Origin of the sequence: Paracoccus albus (assembly GCF_027913035.1) — a bacterium.
Classification (GTDB): Bacteria; Pseudomonadota; Alphaproteobacteria; order Rhodobacterales; family Rhodobacteraceae; genus Paracoccus; species Paracoccus albus.
Genome location: NZ_CP115775.1, coordinates 949,564 through 966,985 on the forward strand (window position 1 = coordinate 949,564; position 17,422 = coordinate 966,985).

The 17,422-nt window shown below is 59.0% G+C and carries 17 protein-coding genes, 1 tRNA gene and 2 pseudogenes; 10 read left to right on the forward strand and 10 right to left on the reverse strand.

What is annotated here, in order from left to right; genetic code table 11:
• The first annotated feature begins 54 nt into the window (after nt 1–54).
• From PAF20_RS04695 to PAF20_RS04720, 6 genes are all read left to right on the forward strand, one after another.
• Entirely contained in the window at nt 55–924 is an 870-nt protein-coding gene (locus tag PAF20_RS04695; RefSeq protein ID WP_271072571.1) for a hypothetical protein, read from the forward strand.
• Nucleotides 921–2,006: an NUDIX domain-containing protein gene (locus PAF20_RS04700; protein WP_271072572.1), complete on the forward strand. Its 1,086-nt coding sequence runs from the start codon at nt 921–923 to the stop codon at nt 2,004–2,006. Before PAF20_RS04695 ends, PAF20_RS04700 begins: the two co-directional genes overlap by 4 nt.
• Nucleotides 2,007–2,109: 103 nt before the next feature.
• Complete coding sequence (locus tag PAF20_RS04705) at nt 2,110–3,141, forward strand: cysteine synthase A (protein WP_271072573.1); 1,032 nt, start codon at nt 2,110–2,112, stop codon at nt 3,139–3,141.
• Nucleotides 3,142–3,143: 2 nt separating this feature from the next.
• Nucleotides 3,144–5,600, forward strand: coding sequence for a mechanosensitive ion channel family protein (locus PAF20_RS04710; protein WP_271072574.1), 2,457 nt, complete (start codon nt 3,144–3,146; stop codon nt 5,598–5,600).
• A 141-nt stretch (nt 5,601–5,741) separates the two neighbouring features.
• Nucleotides 5,742–7,103, forward strand: a complete 1,362-nt coding sequence (gene hmgA, locus PAF20_RS04715) for a homogentisate 1,2-dioxygenase (protein WP_271072575.1) — start codon at nt 5,742–5,744, stop codon at nt 7,101–7,103.
• Between the two features lie 61 nt (nt 7,104–7,164).
• A tRNA-Val gene (locus PAF20_RS04720) sits at nt 7,165–7,240 on the forward strand.
• 301 nt (nt 7,241–7,541) lie between these two features.
• Here PAF20_RS04720 and PAF20_RS04725 read toward each other — a convergent pair.
• From PAF20_RS04725 to PAF20_RS04745, 5 genes are all read right to left on the reverse strand, one after another.
• Nucleotides 7,542–7,922, reverse strand: a complete 381-nt coding sequence (locus tag PAF20_RS04725) for a transposase (RefSeq protein WP_271072576.1) — start codon at nt 7,920–7,922, stop codon at nt 7,542–7,544.
• 61 nt (nt 7,923–7,983) lie between these two features.
• Nucleotides 7,984–8,229, reverse strand: coding sequence for a winged helix-turn-helix domain-containing protein (locus PAF20_RS04730; protein WP_271072577.1), 246 nt, complete (start codon nt 8,227–8,229; stop codon nt 7,984–7,986).
• A 226-nt stretch (nt 8,230–8,455) separates the two neighbouring features.
• Nucleotides 8,456–8,815, reverse strand: coding sequence for a hypothetical protein (locus tag PAF20_RS04735; RefSeq protein ID WP_271072578.1), 360 nt, complete (start codon nt 8,813–8,815; stop codon nt 8,456–8,458).
• Nucleotides 8,812–9,198 (reverse strand): response regulator, encoded by a 387-nt coding sequence (locus tag PAF20_RS04740; protein ID WP_271072579.1) that lies wholly within the window; start codon nt 9,196–9,198, stop codon nt 8,812–8,814. Before PAF20_RS04740 ends, PAF20_RS04735 begins: the two co-directional genes overlap by 4 nt.
• 11 nt (nt 9,199–9,209) lie before the next feature.
• Nucleotides 9,210–9,944 carry a CheR family methyltransferase gene (locus PAF20_RS04745; protein WP_271072580.1) on the reverse strand — a complete coding sequence of 245 codons (735 nt, stop codon included), beginning with the start codon at nt 9,942–9,944 and terminating at the stop codon, nt 9,210–9,212.
• A gap of 34 nt (nt 9,945–9,978) precedes the next feature.
• On the opposite strand from PAF20_RS04745, the pseudogene PAF20_RS04750 reads away from it, so the two are divergent.
• A pseudogene (locus PAF20_RS04750) lies at nt 9,979–10,700 on the forward strand (IS5 family transposase).
• A 198-nt stretch (nt 10,701–10,898) separates the two neighbouring features.
• Nucleotides 10,899–11,858 (forward strand): IS110 family RNA-guided transposase, encoded by a 960-nt coding sequence (locus PAF20_RS04755; protein WP_271071052.1) that lies wholly within the window; start codon nt 10,899–10,901, stop codon nt 11,856–11,858.
• Nucleotides 11,859–11,884: 26 nt separating this feature from the next.
• Here the strand turns inward: PAF20_RS04755 and PAF20_RS18830 are convergent.
• The 5 genes and pseudogenes from PAF20_RS18830 to PAF20_RS04775 all read right to left on the reverse strand — a co-directional run.
• A pseudogene (locus PAF20_RS18830) lies at nt 11,885–12,055 on the reverse strand (hypothetical protein); the annotation flags it as partial.
• Nucleotides 12,052–12,519, reverse strand: a complete 468-nt coding sequence (locus PAF20_RS04760) for a chemotaxis protein CheW (RefSeq protein WP_271072582.1) — start codon at nt 12,517–12,519, stop codon at nt 12,052–12,054. The gene PAF20_RS04760 and the pseudogene PAF20_RS18830, both read right to left, overlap by 4 nt.
• A gap of 4 nt (nt 12,520–12,523) precedes the next feature.
• Entirely contained in the window at nt 12,524–14,689 is a 2,166-nt protein-coding gene (locus PAF20_RS04765; protein ID WP_271072583.1) for a chemotaxis protein CheA, read from the reverse strand.
• Complete coding sequence (locus PAF20_RS04770; protein WP_271072584.1) at nt 14,686–15,066, reverse strand: response regulator; 381 nt, start codon at nt 15,064–15,066, stop codon at nt 14,686–14,688. Before PAF20_RS04770 ends, PAF20_RS04765 begins: the two co-directional genes overlap by 4 nt.
• Nucleotides 15,056–15,337, reverse strand: a complete 282-nt coding sequence (locus PAF20_RS04775; protein ID WP_271072585.1) for an STAS domain-containing protein — start codon at nt 15,335–15,337, stop codon at nt 15,056–15,058. Before PAF20_RS04775 ends, PAF20_RS04770 begins: the two co-directional genes overlap by 11 nt.
• A gap of 335 nt (nt 15,338–15,672) precedes the next feature.
• On the opposite strand from PAF20_RS04775, the gene rpsB reads away from it, so the two are divergent.
• Nucleotides 15,673–16,461, forward strand: a complete 789-nt coding sequence (gene rpsB, locus PAF20_RS04780) for a 30S ribosomal protein S2 (RefSeq protein WP_271072586.1) — start codon at nt 15,673–15,675, stop codon at nt 16,459–16,461.
• Nucleotides 16,462–16,531: 70 nt separating this feature from the next.
• Nucleotides 16,532–17,410 carry a translation elongation factor Ts gene (tsf, locus tag PAF20_RS04785; protein ID WP_271072587.1) on the forward strand — a complete coding sequence of 293 codons (879 nt, stop codon included), beginning with the start codon at nt 16,532–16,534 and terminating at the stop codon, nt 17,408–17,410.
• The last annotated feature ends 12 nt before the right edge of the window (nt 17,411–17,422 follow it).

The following is a 17,422-nucleotide window of genomic DNA, read 5'->3' on the forward strand; positions in this document are numbered from 1 at the left end:
CGGGGAATGATCATGCGCTGTTTTCGCGTGGCGGCAAGCATAGTTGGATGTGGCTTGACCATGTCATGGGCTGCGCCCGCCTCTGCCCAGCAGGGTGCCGCGCCACCCACCGTGGTGACGCCGCCTTCCCATGTCGCGCCGCATGTCTTTGCCAGCGTTGCGGAAAAGCTGTTTCAGGCCGGGCTGGGCGAAAGCCGGGCTACTGCAATCAGCGCGGAATCGGGTGTTTTCGCGAATCGGATGGCTGCGATCTATATGGGCGGGTTTGAAGGCGAAAGCTGGCAGCAGGAGGTCGCGCGTATCCACGACGTGACGCGGGTCTCGGCGCTGCTGCTGGCTGCGATCGAGGCGCAGCTTGATCCGGTCACAGTTGCCGATCCGCGCCTGCGTGCTGCCTTTGGCGCGACAGGTGTCGATGCAATGCCGGACGGCGTGGGTCTGATCCTTGCCGCCCGGATAGAGCTCGCGCGACCGGGAACGATCGACGGCGTCACGGCACGGATGCGCTCGGACCGGGTGCGGGGTGCCTCTGTGCTGGCGGCGATCGATCATATGATCGTCATGCAGGACCCGGTCAGCCGGGCCATGGCCCGCCAGATGAACCGCCAGATTGCCTTTGCCAGTGCGTTTGCCGCTGCTGAGGGCTTTGAATTTCCGGCCCGTCCCGAAGATACGGCGGCCGATCTGTCCCTGCAGATCCCGGAACTGCGCCAGGATGCAGAGATGCGCATCCGGCTGGCCTGGTATGCGGCCTACGCGCCACTGGGTGCGCCTGCGGTTAACCGCGCGGCGGCGCTGATGGCGGGGCCAGAGGCTCAGGCGCTGAATGCGCTGATCGAACGGGCTGAGCAGGATGTGCTGGAACAGCTTGCCGGCGAAACCGGACGGGCGGCCGCACGCAGGATGAAAGGGGTGCCGCTTTGAACTTGGACGCGACAGGCCGAGAGATTCTGCTGGTCGGGCCGCTGGCTTCGGCAGAGATGATGGCGGCTCTGGGCGTGACAGGGCACCCGACGACACTTCCGGGGACGCTGCATGGCGGTGCGGATGCCGGGCTTGGCGGCGACTGGCCGGCCTTGCGCGACGGGCCAGGAGAGGTCGTCGCGATGCGTGTGCAGGAGAATGACGATCTGCGCCGTTATCTGCACATCACCGGGCTGTCGCCAGTTGATGTTGACGGTCAGCCGGTCTTCGGTCTTGGCAAGGGCGGCGGCGATGATTGGCAGGACAATGCGGCACCCCTGATGGCGCGTGCTGCTGACATGCTGCTGTCGCGCGGGATCGAACGCAGTGATCAATCCTCAACCGCCCGATTGCGCCGGCTTGCCGAGATTGCAGCCGTTCGCCACAGGGCAGAAAGCGAAGCCGGTCCGGCAGCCCATCTTCCTGCGCCCGATGGAGACCGGGTGGAAGTTCGGCATCGCCGTGAAGCCTATGGCCGCTATTTTTCGGTCGAAGAAATCGCGCTTCGCCACCGGCGCTATGACGGGGGATGGTCGCCCGTGCTGGAGCGCGAGGTTTTCATTTCAGCTGATGCGTCCCTGTTGCTGCCATATGACCCGGTGCTCGACTGTGTGCTGCTGATAAGCCAGTTCCGCATTGGCCCGCTGGCTCGTGGTCAGGCGCAATGCTGGATGCTGGAGCCGGTGGCGGGTCGCGTTGATGCAGGCGAAGCACCTGCCGATGCCGCGCGCCGCGAGGCGGTGGAGGAGGCGGGACTAGATATCGGCCGCCTTTATGCGCTGCCGGCGCATTATCCGACACCGGGTGCGAACAGCGAATATTATTATCCGTTCATCGCGGCGGTCGACCTGTCGGAACACGAAACGGGGCAGGGCTTCGGTGTGGCCGATGAGGGCGAGGACATCGCCACCCATATCATCCCGCGGGCAGAGCTGCTTCACCTTGCCGAAACGGGCCAGATTCAATGCGGGCCGCTGATCACGATGGCGCTGATGCTGGATCGGATGGCAGAACGGATCCGGGCGGATATGGCGGGAACGTGACCCGACGCGTTGCAAACATCGTATAATTTCCCTGCGGCAAGGCTTGCCGCCATTGTCAGCATTGGTATTGATCAGATCTGGACGTGACAGGAAAGGCGCCGACATGGACATTCGCCCCGATCTCGCTTCGGCAATTGGCAATACCCCCCTTATCAGGCTCAGCGGTCCGTCAGATGCGACGGGATGCGAGATTCTGGGCAAGGCAGAGTTCATGAATCCTGGCCAGTCGGTCAAGGATCGCGCGGCACTGTTCATCATCAAGGATGCGGTGGAGCGCGGGGAGCTGAAGCCGGGCGGCACGATTGTTGAAGGCACGGCGGGCAATACCGGCATCGGGCTGGCGCTTGTCGGTGCCTCGATGGGGTTTCGCTCGGTCATCGTTATTCCTGAAACGCAAAGTCAGGAAAAGAAGGACATGATCCGGCTGGCAGGGGCGGAGCTGGTGCAGGTGCCCGCGGCACCCTACAAGAACCCGAACAATTATGTCCGCTATTCGGAACGTCTGGCAACGGCATTGGCGAAAACGGAACCCAATGGCGCCATCTGGGCCAATCAGTTCGACAATGTCGCCAACCGCCGCGCGCATCAGGAAACGACCGGGCCAGAGATCTGGGAACAGACCGACGGCAAGGTCGATGGTTTCATCTGTGCCGTCGGCTCTGGCGGGACACTGGTGGGCGTTGCGCAGGCGCTCCAGCCCAGGGGCGTGAAAATCGGGCTGGCCGATCCCGAAGGCGCGGCGCTGCATTCCTTCTATACCACCGGCGAATTCGACAGCCCCGGCAACTCGATCACGGAAGGGATCGGGCAGGGGCGTATCACCGCAAACCTTGAAGGCTTCACACCCGATTTCAGCTACCGCATCCCGGATTCTGAAGCGCTTGAGGTTCTGTTCAAGCTGGCCGCGGAAGAGGGGCTGGTGCTTGGCGGCTCCTCTGGCATCAACGTGGCGGGTGCCATCCGCCTGGCGCGAGAGCTTGGGCCGGGCAAGCGCATCGTCACGGTGCTTTGCGATGCCGGGAACCGGTATCAGACGAAGCTCTACAATCCGGAATTCCTGCGCGAAAAGGGGCTGCCTATCCCCGAATGGCTGGATTCAGAACCGCGCAACTTGCCAGAAGTATTCGAGGCATAACATTGTTTCTGAACGTTTTTCGATCTGCGCTTCTGGCGCTTCTTTTGCTTGCGACCCAAGTTGCGGCGCAGGTGCAACAACAGATTGACTACGAGACATGGGAAACCTTCGCCAGTCAGGCAGAGGCCGCACTGGATGATCGCGACACCTCGTCCGACCAGATCGAATCCATTCGTGAAAACGCGACAGAGTGGCGCGCGCAGTTCGATGAAGCGCAGAATATCAATGCGCCGCGCATCCAGACGATCAAGGATCAGATATCATCTCTGGGGCCGGAACCTGCCGAGGGCGAAACCGAAGCAGAGGATGTGGCCGACCGGCGTGCCGCGCTGAATGCGCAACTGTCCGAGCTGCAGGCGCCCGGCATCAAGGCGACCGAAGCCTATAGCCGGGCGGAATCCATCGTCACCCATGCCGATGAGATAGAGCGCGCGCGAGAGGCGGAAGAGCTCATGTCTCAGACGCCATCGCCCCTGCTGCCGACAAGCTGGGTCGCCGCCGGCAAGGACGTGCTGGGCATAGGTGCCGGCCTGACGTCAGAGGGGCAGGATGCTGTCAGCGAGGCGCGGGGCTTCAATGGCTGGACCCAGCTTCTGCTGTATCTCGCCGCTGGTGCCGCGCTGATTTACGGTCGCCGTGTCGTGGACAACCTGCCTTCGATGCTCGGCGCGCGGGCGACCGGCGATGGGCGGGCGGTGATCGCGTTTATCGTATCGCTCGGACAGATCATGGTGCCGATGATCGGTCTGTTCCTGATTGCCTATGCGGTGGATTCGACCGGACTGGTCGGCGACTGGTTGCGGCCTTTCCTGCTGGGCATGCCGCTTGCCGGGCTTGCCTTTTTTATCGGTCTCTGGCTGATCCGTACGCTGTTTGCGTCAACGCCGGTCGCCTACGATACGCTGCATATGCCGCAGAAAAGCCGGACGCTGGCGCGGTTCTACGGCACCGGGCTTACCATAATGCTGTCGCTGCATGTGTGGCTGTCGCATGCCGCCCTGCCGCTGTCGGGTTTCGTGCGCCGCGACGGCGCGCCGCCGCAGATCCCCTATGAGGTGAGCGAGGCCGGCGCGGGCGTCATCCACTTTATCATCATGCTGGGTGGCGCGTTCTTCCTGTTCCAGCTTGCCAATATCCTGCGCCGCATGACCCGGTATTACGGCAATGAGGCCGCGCCCTACCGTGCCAAGATACTGGCCGGAGTTGGTCGTTTGCTGCGACTGATCGTCGTGGTTTCGCTGGTTCTGGTGATGATCGGTTTCGTCAATGGCGGCAACGCGCTGTTCTGGCCCGCGGTCAAAAGCCTTGCGCTGATCGGGCTGCTGATCCTGTTGCAGGATTTCATCGCGGATCTCTATTCGCTGGCGCTGCGCAGCAAAGAGGGTGCGCGCGATTCGCTGATACCGCTGCTGATCGGGCTGCTGCTGATCGTCGCCTCGGTCCCGGTCTTTGCCCTGATCTGGGGTGCCTCGCTCTCTGACCTGCTGGAGGCGCGGACCCGGATCCTGAACGGTGTGTCCTTCGGCAGCTTCAGCATATCCCCCGGCGCGGTGCTGACCCTGCTGATCGTGTTCGCCATCGGCTATATGATCACCAAATGGCTGCAATCTGTTCTTGGCACGCAGATTCTGCCGCGCACCAAGCTTGACCGGGGTGCCCAGTCTGCGGCCGTGTCGGGCCTTGGCTATATCGGGATATTTCTTGCCGCGCTGCTTGCCATCACCTCTGCCGGGTTCGACCTGTCCAGCCTTGCGATCGTGGCAGGTGCGCTCTCGGTCGGCATCGGCTTTGGCCTGCAAACCATCGTACAGAACTTCGTGTCAGGCATCATCCTGTTGATCGAACGTCCGATCAGCGTCGGCGATTGGGTCGAGGCTGGCGGTCAGCAGGGGATCGTTCAGGAAATCTCGGTCCGTTCGACGCGGATCAAAACCTTCGATCAGACCGATGTGATCGTCCCGAACAGCGACCTGATCAGCCAGACCGTGACGAACTGGACCCGAGGCAACGCGCGGGGCCGCATCATCGTGCCGGTGGGCGTGGCCTATGGCAGCGACACCCGCAAGGTCGAACAGATCCTGCGCGAGATCGCCGAGGATCAGCCGACCGTGCTGATCGACCCGGCCCCCGCGATTCTGCTGATGAATTTCGGTGCCGACAGCCTCGATTTCGAGGTCCGCTGTATTCTGTCGGACATTTCCGGCGGCATCGGCGTTGCGTCAGAGATGCGCCACCAGATCGCACAACGCTTCGCCGCCGAGGGGATCGAGATACCCTTCGCGCAGCGCGACCTTTGGCTGCGCAATCCGGAAACCCTGTTCGCCAAGAAAGGCGACAGCGCAGAGGAGCGGCCGGTTCAGATCGAAGAAAGTGTCGAAGATACAGACGCAAGACCGCCGCAGGATATCCGCTCTGTCGGGGAATTGCCGGGCGATGCGGATGGCGACGGCGAGTACTGATCGCGTCATTCATCGTTGAAAAGCGCTTCGGACCAGCCTCTCGACGGGTGGTCCTGTGCATTTTAACTCTCGCTGCAATTGACATGGTTGCATTTGCAACTTATTATGCTCTCCAAATCCAGCATTTTCGTGGGGGAGCGAATGACCATTGATGCCCTGCCGACAGGCATGATCCGCGCCGCAACCGTAAACGGCACCGCCGCGAATGAAGGCTATATGCCCGGTTTCGGCAATGACTACGAAACAGAAGCGCTGCCGGGTGCGCTGCCGCAAGGGATGAACTCGCCCCAGAAATGCGAATACGGTCTTTACGGCGAACAGCTTTCCGGCACGGCCTTCACCGCCGACACGCCCGAACGGACATGGTGCTATCGAATCCGCCCAAGCGTCAAACATTCCAGCCGCTATACCCGCATAGATGTGCCATATTGGAAATCGGCACCCAACGTCGTCGGCGATGTGACAAGCCTGGGCCAATATCGCTGGGACCCGGTGCCGCATTCCGGTGAAAAGCTGAACTGGATTACCGGGATGCGCACCATGACCACGGCGGGTGACGTGAATACGCAAGTGGGCATGGCCGCGCATATCTATCTGGTGACGGAATCCATGCGTGACGAATATTTCTACAGCGCAGACAGTGAGTTACTGGTTGTTCCTCAGGAGGGTCGGCTCCGCTTCGCGACCGAGCTGGGCATCATTGATCTGGAACCGAAAGAGATCGCCATCATCCCGCGCGGCCTTGTCTATCGGGTTGAGGTTCTGGAAGGGCCCGCCCGCGGCTTTGTCTGCGAAAATTACGGCCAGAAGTTCGAACTGCCGGGCCGCGGCCCCATCGGCGCGAACTGCATGGCCAATCCGCGCGACTTCAAGGCACCCGTGGCCGCGTTCGAAGACCGTGAGGCTCCGTCCACACTGACCATCAAGTGGTGCGGCCAGTTCCACGAAACCAAGATCGCGCAAAGTCCGCTGGATGTCGTCGCGTGGCACGGCAATTACGCGCCATGCAAATACGATCTCCGCAATTACTGCCCGGTTGGCGCAATCCTGTTCGACCATCCCGATCCGTCGATTTTCACGGTTCTGACCGCGCCCTCCGGCGTGCCGGGGACGGCGAATATCGACTTCGTGCTGTTCCGCGAACGCTGGATGGTGATGGAAGATACCTTCCGGCCGCCATGGTATCACAAGAACATCATGTCCGAGCTGATGGGCAATATCTACGGCCAGTATGACGCCAAGCCGCAGGGTTTCATTCCCGGCGGGATGAGCCTGCACAACATGATGCTGCCCCACGGTCCTGACCGCGATGCTTTCGAAAAGGCGTCGAACGCCAATCTCGGCCCGGACAAGCTGGAAAATACCATGTCCTTCATGTTCGAAACCCGCTTCCCGCAGCATTTGACAGAGTTTGCCGGCAAGGAAGCGCCTCTTCAGGATGACTATATCGACTGCTGGGAAAGCCTTGAGAAGAAATTCGACGGCACGCCGGGCAAAAAATGACGTCGAAATGACTTGAACACGCCGCCGCGCCGGGCTAATCCGGCGCGGTTCGCATTTGCGCGGGCGGTTAGCTCAGTTGGTAGAGCGCTTCGTTTACACCGAAGATGTCGGGGGTTCGAGCCCCTCACCGCCCACCATTTCCTTAAAATAGGCGATTGTATATTTGACAGACCCGCGTCACGCAGGTCATCGTCAACTTGTGTGAAAGGCCGGATCAGTCGGACGATTTCTTTTCGTCCGGCTTTTGCTTCACGATCTGCTTAAGGCGTTCCTTAGAGCGTGTCGCGTTTATCGGCATGGTATCCTGCGGCATTGAAGAAGTTGTAGCATTCTTCATCGGAGAACAGGTCGCAGACGTGGCCGACGACGTGCCAAAGTTCGTTATAGGTTCTGGCCCTCGCCTTCCTGATCAGAGCCTTGAGTTTTGAGAAGGCCATTTCAATGGGATTGAGGTCGGGGCTTTAGGGCGGCAGGAACAAAAAACCATGCGCCGACTTTCTGCAAGGTGCGGGCCGCCCCGGGGCTCTTGTGGCTGGACAGGTTGTCGAGGATCACAACATCGCCTTGGCTCAGCGTCAGTGCCAGTTGGGTCTCGACATAGAGGTCAAACATCTCGCTGTTCATCGCCCCTGAAATCACCCATGGCGCGTCCAGCCGGTCATGGCGCAAGGCGCCGATGAACGTCTGGGTGCGCCAGTGTCCGAACGGCGCTTGATCGACCAGGCGTTGGCCGCGCGGGGCCCAACCGGTGGTTTTGACCATGTTGGTCTTGACCGAGGTTTCGTCGATGAAGGCCAATCTTTCCAGATGGCCGGCCATGAAGGGCTGGCGTTTTGTGATCCAGATGCGCCGCGCCTCAGCGACGTCCTTGCGCTTCTGTTCAAGCGCCTGAAGGTCTTTTTTTGTGACTGAGGCCGAGCCTGTGCAGCAGCCGTCCGACCGACGAGCGATGCACGTGCAGCCCGTGTTCCGATCCCAGCTCCGCCGTCAATTCATCGATCGTCAGGTCGGGCTGCGCCGCGATCCGGCCCTGCACCCAGTCCTTGACGCCAGTCAGCTTACCGCGGCGCGGGTTGCCATGCGGCTTCGGCTTCAGGCTTGCGGTCTCACGCTTGAGACGCACCATGTCGTTGACGAACTTGATCGAAACGCACAGGCACCTGGCCGTCTCAGTGTGCGTGTTCCCTTGCTCGACAAGCGCGACGGCGCGTTCACGCAGCTCAACAGGATGCGGTTTGCCTATCCCTGACTCCTATATCTGCCTCAAAAGAAAGGAATCACAGAATGAACCTCTTGGGAATCCCGAATCCGATCAAAAACGACACGCTCTAACTGTCCACAGAACCTATAAGCTAAAAAAACTCGATCATCACGTTTGCCTCCGTTGCTGTATCGCCGTAAATCAGCGCATGTTTTACCCGATGCAGCTTCAATTTTTCTTCTGTCGACGGCCATTCTTTCAACAGAACCAAACCTGTGGCCTTGGAAACCGCTTCGAAAGCCACAGAAAGATCGTTAAATGCTTGACAGTGCTCATCGAGCGATTGGAATACGGTGAAATTTAGCCGTTCAGTCACTTCTGGTGAAAGTTGCTGAAGATGTTCGCCGAGAGCGACCTGAACGGCATCTGTCTCATTCCTGAAAGCAGCCATCAACGCTGCAGAATTTTCTAAGAACTGACTTAGCGAGAGCTGTCGCGGCGCGTCGGTCATAAGCGTCCGACCACCGCCTCGAGGCACGATTTGAGCTCTTGGGGACCAAAAGGCTTTTTGATAAAGTTATTCATACGCAGCGTCTTGCCATTTTCAACGACCGCCCGGTCCGCCTTTCCTGTGATTAAAATGAAGCCGATATTCTTAGATTTCGGATCGCTTCGTAATTGCCGAAGAAGTTGTAGCCCGTCCATATCGGGCATATTGTAGTCGGAAAGTACCAGATGAACCGGCATGCGGCCGACAAGATTGATGGCCTCTGGCCCACTCGCAACATGATGGATGTTTGCGATGCCCATAGCTTCGAGCGCCTGGACTATCAGGCCCCGGCTGGTGGACATGTCATCTACTACAAGGACGTGCAGTTGATCCTTCAAGCTCATTCGATTTTCCTTTAGCTGATTTTCTGATAGGCTGTCATGCCATTCGGCCTGAGTATCGAATGAAGTTCTGGCGGGATCCGCTCAGCATGGCCGATCAGCAACCAGCCGCCGGGGCGAAGCGCGGTAACAAATCTGCGCCACAATCGCTCCTGCGTAGTTTGACTAAAATATATGGCGACATTGCGGCAAAAGATAATGTCGAATTGAACCGGCATGGCCCAACTTGAGTTCAAATTAAGATTTTGAAATTTAACCATATTTCTGATCTTATGTTGCAGCTGCATCTCATCAGATTGCGCGTTTCGAATCGATGAGAAAAAACTTCGTCCCAAGAAAGCGGGCGGAAGCGCCATGAGTTCTTTGCGCGTATAAATGCCGACCTCAGCTTTCCGAAGAATTGCTACGTCTATGTCGGTTGCCAATATCTGCGTGCGTGCTGCCAGATCGGGCAACGCTTGGAGCAAGCACATTGCTATCGAGTAGGGCTCCTGACCACTGCTGCAACCGGCGGACCAAATGTTAAGGGAGCGCTTCACATCATTGCTATCGGCCAAAATCTTTTCGGTCAGCAAATCGAAATGATGCTTCTCACGGAAGAAGCTCGTGACATTTGTCGTAATGGAAGAAATGAAGTGTTCGCGTTCTCCATTATTCGCAGACGTGCTGATGAAACTAGGGTCAGGACCCATAAAGTCGCTTGAGGCCCCACGGTATGCATGATTCAAGCTTCCAAACAGAGGGGGCATGATGAGCGGGCATTTCTGGTTGGCCGACGCGCAGATGGAGCGGCTGCGGCCGTTCTTTCCGAAGTCCAGAGGCAAGCCGCGGGTGGATGACCGGCGGGTGCTGAGCGGGATAATCTACATTCAGAAGAACGGGTTGCAGTGGAAGGACGCGCCGGCCGTGTATGGGCCGCCGAAGACGCTCTACAATCGGTTCGTGCGCTGGTCGCGCATGGGCGTGTTCGCCAGGATCTTCGCCGAGCTCGCCCAGCCGGGACCGGATGGCGAAACGATCATGATCGACAGCACCCACCTCAAGGCGCACCGCACGGCGGCAAGCCTCTCAAAAGGGGGACTCGTCCGCGGGCCATCGGACGGACCAAAGGCGGGCTGAACTCCAAGCTGCACATGGTGTGCGACGGGCTGGGTCGTCCCCTGACCTTCTTCCTGTCGCCCGGCCAGATGAGCGATGCGAAGGGCGCGCTGGTCCTGCTGGATGCCCTGCCGCCCGCAAAGATGCTCCTGGGTGACAAGGGCTACGACGCCGACTGGTTCCGCGAAGCCCTCGATGACAAGGGGATTGCCGCCTGCATCCCGGCCCGGCGCGGGCGCAAGAACCCCGCCAACCACGACCGGAAACTCTACAAGCAGCGTCACCGGGTCGAGAACCTCTTCGCCCGTCTCAAGGACTGGCGCCGGATCGCCACCCGCTACGACAGATGCGGCGAAATCTTCCTCTCCGCCATCTGCATCGCAGCGACCGTCATTTTCTGGTTGTGAGTCCTGACCCTTCTGTATCGTAGATCTGCTAGCGTGACCCCGTCACGTGTCCCGGCCAGGACCCGTGACGGGGTGGTGCGCGACGTCTGACCCTTGTGGCATGGCCACGCTTCTTAGCCTGTCGGCACCGCCTCTCCTTCATTGTCTCGAACAGTTGCCAGCGGCCCTCGTGGGACCGCGTATCAGAAGGAGGAGAGCATGGAGAAGGTAACACACGGTCGGATCATCGGGATAGATGTGAGCCGAGACTGGCTCGATATTCACTGCCTTCCGGACGGTCAGCGTCATCGCATCCCCAATACCGATAATGGCCATGTCGCGGTGTCCGATCTCGCTCACGACCAGAGAGCCGTCGTCTGTTTCGAAGCGACGGGTGGGCAGGAATGGCGGCTCTGGTCCTATCTTCAGGATGCAGGCGTCGAGGCCCGCCAAGTGCCGCCGGCCCAGGTCAAGGCCTTCGCGCGCAGCCTTGGAACCCGAGCAAAGACCGACAGGATCGATGCCGAACTCATAGCGCGCTTCTTGGTCTTCAGACCCGAGGCAGGACGAACACTTCCCGCCGAACATCTACGTCTTCTCAGGGCCTTGACCACCAGACGGGTACAGGTGGTCGAGATGCGAAAGCGGCTTCTGGCGCAGATCCGGGCGCATCAGAAATCGGGAACGGCAGAGCTGTTCGAGGATATCGATGTGGAGTTGAAGGAGAGGTTGGATGTTGCGATCACCGAGTTGGAAAGCAGAATTTCAGAGCTTTTGGGGCGCTACAGGCATCTCGCGGACACCGCGCGGATCCTTCGTTCCGTTCCCGGCATCGGACCAGTCGCCAGCTCAACGCTGATCGCCGAACTTCCCGAACTCGGCGCTCTCACCGGCGAAGAAGCTGCGGCCCTGACCGGTTTGGCACCAGTGGCGCAGGACAGCGGAACGTTGCGTGGCAAGCGCGCAATCGCCGGTGGTAGACGCGCCCTACGACATGTCATGTTCCAGGCAGCGCTGGTTGCCTCGCATCATAACCCGACACTCAAAGCGTTCGCTGATCGGCTCCGTAAAGCCGGGAAACCACACAAGGTCATCGTCACGGCCGTCGCGCGCAAGCTCGTCATCATCGCCAATGCTCTGTGCAAAAGCCGACGGGAATGGGAGCACAGACACCCCTGAAAGATACAGTTGCTAAGATACTCAGCAACCGAGGCAATCTGGAGTGAATGCATGCGTCGCTGAATGCGCGCACGGATCATGCTGCGTTTTTCCGGACCGATGACGATGCCCGACAAGTCGTAAATAGTGCGACGCAGCTGTTCAAATTCATGATCGGACATCGACCAATCAGCCGATGTTTGAGCAGGTTGGTTCATGCTGCGTCCTTGGTATCGCCAGGCAGGATGATCTTAAGATCCAGCACCCGAATCAGTTTTCCTTCGACGAGCAGCAGCCCTTCAACACAGCACGAGGATGGATCAGCGCCAATTTCAGGCGGGCTTTGCAATTCACGGCGTGGCACCGTGAGAATGTCCGAGACAGCATCGACCAACAATCCGGCCATTTCCTCTCCGATGCTGACGACGATAATAACGTTCTGCTCTTCACCGTCGATTGATCCGATGCCGAGCCTCGCGGATAAATCGATGACCGGCAGAACGGTGCCACGAAGGTTTATGACGCCTTTGACATGAGGCGGCGAAAAAGGCAGAGGGGTCGCCTTGGTCCATCCCCGGATCTCGCGAACCGACATTATGTCGACGCAGTATTCCTGTTCTTCGATCCGAAAGGAAAGAAGCTCAAAATCCTGTTCAGAGTTGTTCGTCTGCGGGTCGCTCATGCGGTTATCCTGTAATTCTGAAGTCGTTGACGGTTGGCTGACCACTGTTTTGCGCAAGATCAGCCGGATCCAGGATCAGTGCGATCTGGCCATCGCCCAGGATTGTTGCTGCCGCGACACCCGGAATGTTGCCATAACTCTGGCCGAGGCCTTTGATTACGACCTGACGCTGTTCCATGATGGCATCCACGATCAGCGCGGCCCGCCGACAATCATCTTGTGAGGTGAGAAGAACGATGCCGGCTTTGTCGGCGTTGCGCTTTTGTCTGAAGCCAAGTTGGCAGCCGAGGTCGAGCAGTGGAACGAAGTCGCCGCGGATCTGCATCATCTCGCCCGCAGCAGAGAGGCGCTGTATGTATCTGTTGTCGAGCTTGGCGGTTTCAACGATCGCCGAGAGCGGCACCACCAGTGTCTGGCCGGCTGCCTGGACGACCATTCCATCAAGCACTGCAAGCGTCAGCGGCAGCGAAATAGAAAACCTGGTACCCGTGCCGGGAGTACTGTTGATGGTAATGCGCCCGCCGAGCGCCGTTATCGCGCTTTTGACAACGTCCATTCCAACGCCCCTGCCGGAAAGCGCGGAGACCTCGGTAGCGGTCGAAAAGCCCGGCAAGAATAGCAGGTTGTCTGTATCCGAATCCGAAAGTTGTGCGTCCGCGCCAATGAGGCCCTTCGTGACAGCGATGTGCCTGACCTTTTCGCGGTTGATACCCGCCCCGTCATCTTCGATCTCGATCAAAACCCGCCCGGCGCGATGGGTTGCGGACAGATTAATGAGGCCCTCCCGCGGTTTTCCGGCTGCGAGCCGATCCTCGGGTGTCTCCAGCCCATGATCGACTGCGTTTCTGATCATGTGCGTCAATGGGTCTGCAAGACGTTCGATTACGGTCTTATCGACTTCGGTATACTCGCCCTCTGTGCGCAGACGAACATCCTTACCAAGACTTGAAGATGCCTCTCTGACGATGCGCCCCATTCTCTGGAACAGCGATTTGACCGGCTGTGCGCGGATCATCATGACGCTTTCCTGTATGTCGCGGGTTAGCATCATGAAGGATTCCAAGCCCGACATTACATCGGGCTGGGTACCTATTCCTGCCTCCTCGACACTTTGGGCCAGCATCGCCTGATTTATGACGAGTTCGCCGACGAGGTTTACGAGCCTGTCGATTTTCTCAAGGTCTACGCGAACTGTTGCCGACAGTTCGGTTGGTTGCAATGATGCTGCGTTTAATGGCTTGCGAGGCGTGGTTGATTTTGCTGGCGTCGCACTCACCGTGTCCATCTCGGACGCGTGGGGCAATTGGCCTGCTGCCGCCCCTGGCGGATCAGGCGGTGTCGTTTGATCGTATGATCCCCGTTTTTCTAGGGTGCGATCGTCTTCGTGGAATTCGTCAAGTTGAGCTCGCTCGATGTCGATTTGACATACGTCTGCGACGAAGTCGAAAACCTGTCGAATATCTGGCTCTGTCACATCGCCTTTCAGCAAGACCTCCCAGCTAAGGGATGGCGTCTCCGCGTTTGCCTCGGAAGGCGCGGCAAGATCGTCTGGAATAATGCATTCCACAGAAATCGGGCCCAGTGCAGACAGGCTGCGCAGCAAAAGCAGCGTTTCGTTTCCACTTGTGTAAAGTCGGGCGTCTGGTGTGAAGGTGATCTTCCATCCGCACTCATCGATTTGTTCCGCCGGCAGCAATTCTTCTGGCGCGGAACCATCTGCGTCGAAATCGAAGGAAAGGCCAGATGGCTGAAAATCGACCTCTCCGTCATCATGCTGAAAATCGGCGCCAAGCAATCCTTCTAGATCGGTAAGCACATCTTCAGAATTGCTCGGACTATCTTCGCCATCGCGCGCAGATCGCACATGATCCTGCAGCGTGTCTGCCGCCTTGAACAGCAGCTTGATCACATCCGGCGACGCTTCGAGTCTGCCACCACGGACCTCATCCATCACCGTTTCGTATCGATGTGCAAAGGCGACAAGCGTGTCCAGACCGAAGGCACCGGCGCCGCCCTTGATCGAATGTACCGCGCGGAACACGATATTGATCGTTTCGCTATCGTGCTCTTCCGACTCCATCAGGCCAAGGGCATCTTGAAGGCTTTCAAGAAGCTCGTCGCACTCTACGAAGAACGATGCGCGAATTTCGGCCAGCGGATCGTTGCTCATTGGCTGTCGTCCCGCCCTGTGACCATAAGCAATGTGCTCACCAGTTTTTGCGGATCGAAGGGCTTTACGATCCAGCCGGTCGCGCCTGCTTTTCTGGCGCGCGCTTTAAGTTCCGGGGCGCTTTCGGTGGTCAACATCAGGATCGGCGTCGCGCGCAGCCGATCTATCTGCCGCACTTCGGTGATGAACCCGAAGCCGTCCATCTTCGGCATGTTGACGTCCGAAATGATGGCGTCCGGCTGGAAATTCTTCAATACTTCGAGGCCGTGTGTGCCATCATCGGCCGTTCTGACGGCCATGCCGGCACCGGTCAGCGAGATGCGCAGCATGTCACGCATGGTCCGGCTGTCATCGACGGCAAGAATCTTAAGGCTCATTCCGCGCGGTTCCTTGTAACTTTTCCTGATCGACGCCGAACTCACGGATCGCATCGGCGAATTGCGCCGAGGCGTCGACGATTTCGAAGTCGCTGCCACGCGATCTGCACTGTTGGGATGCGGCCAGAATGATTTGCAGACAAAGGCCGCCGAGGAAGGTGACCCGAGACGCGTCTAGCCGCAGATCGCCGCCAATCGCAGATATCTGCCGGGCCAGCGGCCGCGCAGCGACGAGGTCCAGCCGTTCGGCCAGTGTGACCCCGGCGCTCATTTATGACAGGCGCGATCGCGCCGGATCGTTTGCGGATGCCGCATTTCTGTTTCCTTCAGAGCGTGCGTTTGAACAGTTCTTGCCACCAAGAGATTAAGTTTCGGTTGACGGTGACAGGCACACTACAACCGCAGCGGTTCCACCGCGCCACAATTCAACTTAAAACTTGAACGGTCTGGAAAATTGTCGGTTAGGACTTGCCAGCCACGGGGAAAGCGCCTATGTGCCGACGCACTTCACAGGCAGAGGCGGGCCTTCCGGGGAGACATCCCGGTCAGGTCCACCGGTTGGGGGAAACCCTGAATTCCTCTGCCAAGGCGCAAACCGGAAAGGAAATGGACATGGCGCTCCCAGAATTCTCCATGCGTCAGCTGCTTGAAGCTGGCGTTCACTACGGTCACCAGACGCAGCGCTGGAACCCCCGGATGTCGCAGTACATCTATGGCGACCGCAACGGCATTCATATCGTCGATCTGACGCAGACCGTCCCGATGCTGGATCAGGCGCTGAAGGTCGTTCGCGACACCGTCGCTAAGGGTGGCCGAGTGCTGTTCGTCGGCACCAAGCGTCAGGCGCAGAAAGCGGTCGCCGAAGCTGCCGAGAAATCTGCACAATTCTACATGAATCACCGCTGGCTGGGCGGCACGCTGACCAACTGGAAGACCGTTTCCCAGTCGATCAGCCGCCTGAAAACCATCGATGAGACGATGGAGCAGGGCGCCGAAGGCCTGACCAAGAAAGAACGTCTCCAGCTGGAGCGTGAGCAGACCAAACTGCAGGCATCGCTTGGCGGTATCCGTGAAATGGGCGGCCTGCCGGACCTGATATTCGTCATCGACGTCAACAAGGAAGATCTTGCCATTCTTGAAGCCAAGAAGCTGGGCATTCCGGTTGTGGCTGTCGTCGACACCAACTGCTCGCCCGAAGGCGTGGATTATGTCATCCCGGGCAATGACGACGCTGCGCGCGCCATCGCACTTTATTGCGATCTGGCCAGCCGTGCGGCACTTGACGGGATGTCGGCGCAGATGGGCGCTGCCGGTGTCGATCTGGGCGCATTGACCGACGCCCCGGCAGAAGAGCTGGAAGCGGAAGAAACCGTCGCTGCCGAATCCGACGCCTGATTGCTGCGTCATTGAAATGTTACCGGGCGGGGCTATGTCCCGTCCGTTCCCCTATAGAAGGAGATGCCAGATGGCTGTCACCGCTCAGATGGTGAAAGAACTGCGCGAAACGACCGGCGCAGGCATGATGGACGCAAAGAAAGCGCTTACCGAAACCGACGGCAACATGGATGCCGCCGTTGACTGGCTGCGCACCAAAGGTCTGGCAAAGGCCGCCAAAAAGTCGGATCGCATCGCCGCCGAAGGTCTGGTCGCTGTCGCAGTCAAAGACGGCAAGGGCGTCGCGGTCGAGGTGAACTCGGAAACCGATTTCGTCGGCAAGAATGCCGAGTTCCAGAACATGGTTCGCGGCATCGCGGAAACCGCGCTGAGCGTCGACAATGTTGACCAGCTTCGTGACGCCCAGCTGAACGGCAAGCCGGTCAGCGAAGTCATCACCGACGCGGTTGCCAAGATCGGCGAGAAGATGGACCTGCGCCGCATGGAAGCCGTCGCTGGCGATACCGTGGTTTCCTATGTCCATAACGCTGCTGCCGAAGGCATGGGCAAAATCGGTGTGCTGGTCGCGCTGAAGGGCGATAATGCCGAAGTTGGCAAGCAGATCGCGATGCATATCGCTGCGACCAACCCGGCATCGCTGTCCGAAGCGGATCTGGACCCGGCGCTTGTCGAGCGTGAGAAGTCCGTTCTGACGGAACAGGCGCGCGAATCAGGCAAACCTGATGCCGTGATCGAAAAGATGATCGTCGGTCGCATGGCGAAATTCTTTGAAGAAGTGACCCTGCTGGGTCAGAAATTCGTCATCAATCCGGACGTCACCGTGGCCCAGGCCGCCAAGGAAGCCGGTGTCGAGGTCGTCGCTTTCGTCCGGATGGCCGTTGGCGAAGGTATCGAGAAGAAAGAAGAAGATTTCGCCGCAGAGGTCGCCAAAACCCTCGGCGGAAACTGATCTTTCGCATTA

Excerpts from the sequence above, each read along its gene's own strand:
- PAF20_RS04705 (WP_271072573.1), top strand. The coding sequence starts at position 2,110 with ATGGACATTCGCCCCGATCTCGCTTCGGCAATTGGCAATACCCCCCTT.
- hmgA (WP_271072575.1), top strand. The coding sequence starts at position 5,742 with ATGACCATTGATGCCCTGCCGACAGGCATGATCCGCGCCGCAACCGTA.
- PAF20_RS04725 (WP_271072576.1), bottom strand. The coding sequence starts at position 7,922 with ATGGCCGGCCATCTGGAAAGATTGGCCTTCATCGACGAAACCTCGGTC.
- PAF20_RS04730 (WP_271072577.1), bottom strand. The coding sequence starts at position 8,229 with ATGGTGCGTCTCAAGCGTGAGACCGCAAGCCTGAAGCCGAAGCCGCAT.
- PAF20_RS04735 (WP_271072578.1), bottom strand. The coding sequence starts at position 8,815 with ATGACCGACGCGCCGCGACAGCTCTCGCTAAGTCAGTTCTTAGAAAAT.
- PAF20_RS04740 (WP_271072579.1), bottom strand. The coding sequence starts at position 9,198 with ATGAGCTTGAAGGATCAACTGCACGTCCTTGTAGTAGATGACATGTCC.
- PAF20_RS04745 (WP_271072580.1), bottom strand. The coding sequence starts at position 9,944 with ATGCCCCCTCTGTTTGGAAGCTTGAATCATGCATACCGTGGGGCCTCA.
- PAF20_RS04755 (WP_271071052.1), top strand. The coding sequence starts at position 10,899 with ATGGAGAAGGTAACACACGGTCGGATCATCGGGATAGATGTGAGCCGA.
- PAF20_RS04760 (WP_271072582.1), bottom strand. The coding sequence starts at position 12,519 with ATGAGCGACCCGCAGACGAACAACTCTGAACAGGATTTTGAGCTTCTT.
- PAF20_RS04765 (WP_271072583.1), bottom strand. The coding sequence starts at position 14,689 with ATGAGCAACGATCCGCTGGCCGAAATTCGCGCATCGTTCTTCGTAGAG.
- PAF20_RS04770 (WP_271072584.1), bottom strand. The coding sequence starts at position 15,066 with ATGAGCCTTAAGATTCTTGCCGTCGATGACAGCCGGACCATGCGTGAC.
- PAF20_RS04775 (WP_271072585.1), bottom strand. The coding sequence starts at position 15,337 with ATGAGCGCCGGGGTCACACTGGCCGAACGGCTGGACCTCGTCGCTGCG.
- rpsB (WP_271072586.1), top strand. The coding sequence starts at position 15,673 with ATGGACATGGCGCTCCCAGAATTCTCCATGCGTCAGCTGCTTGAAGCT.
- tsf (WP_271072587.1), top strand. The coding sequence starts at position 16,532 with ATGGCTGTCACCGCTCAGATGGTGAAAGAACTGCGCGAAACGACCGGC.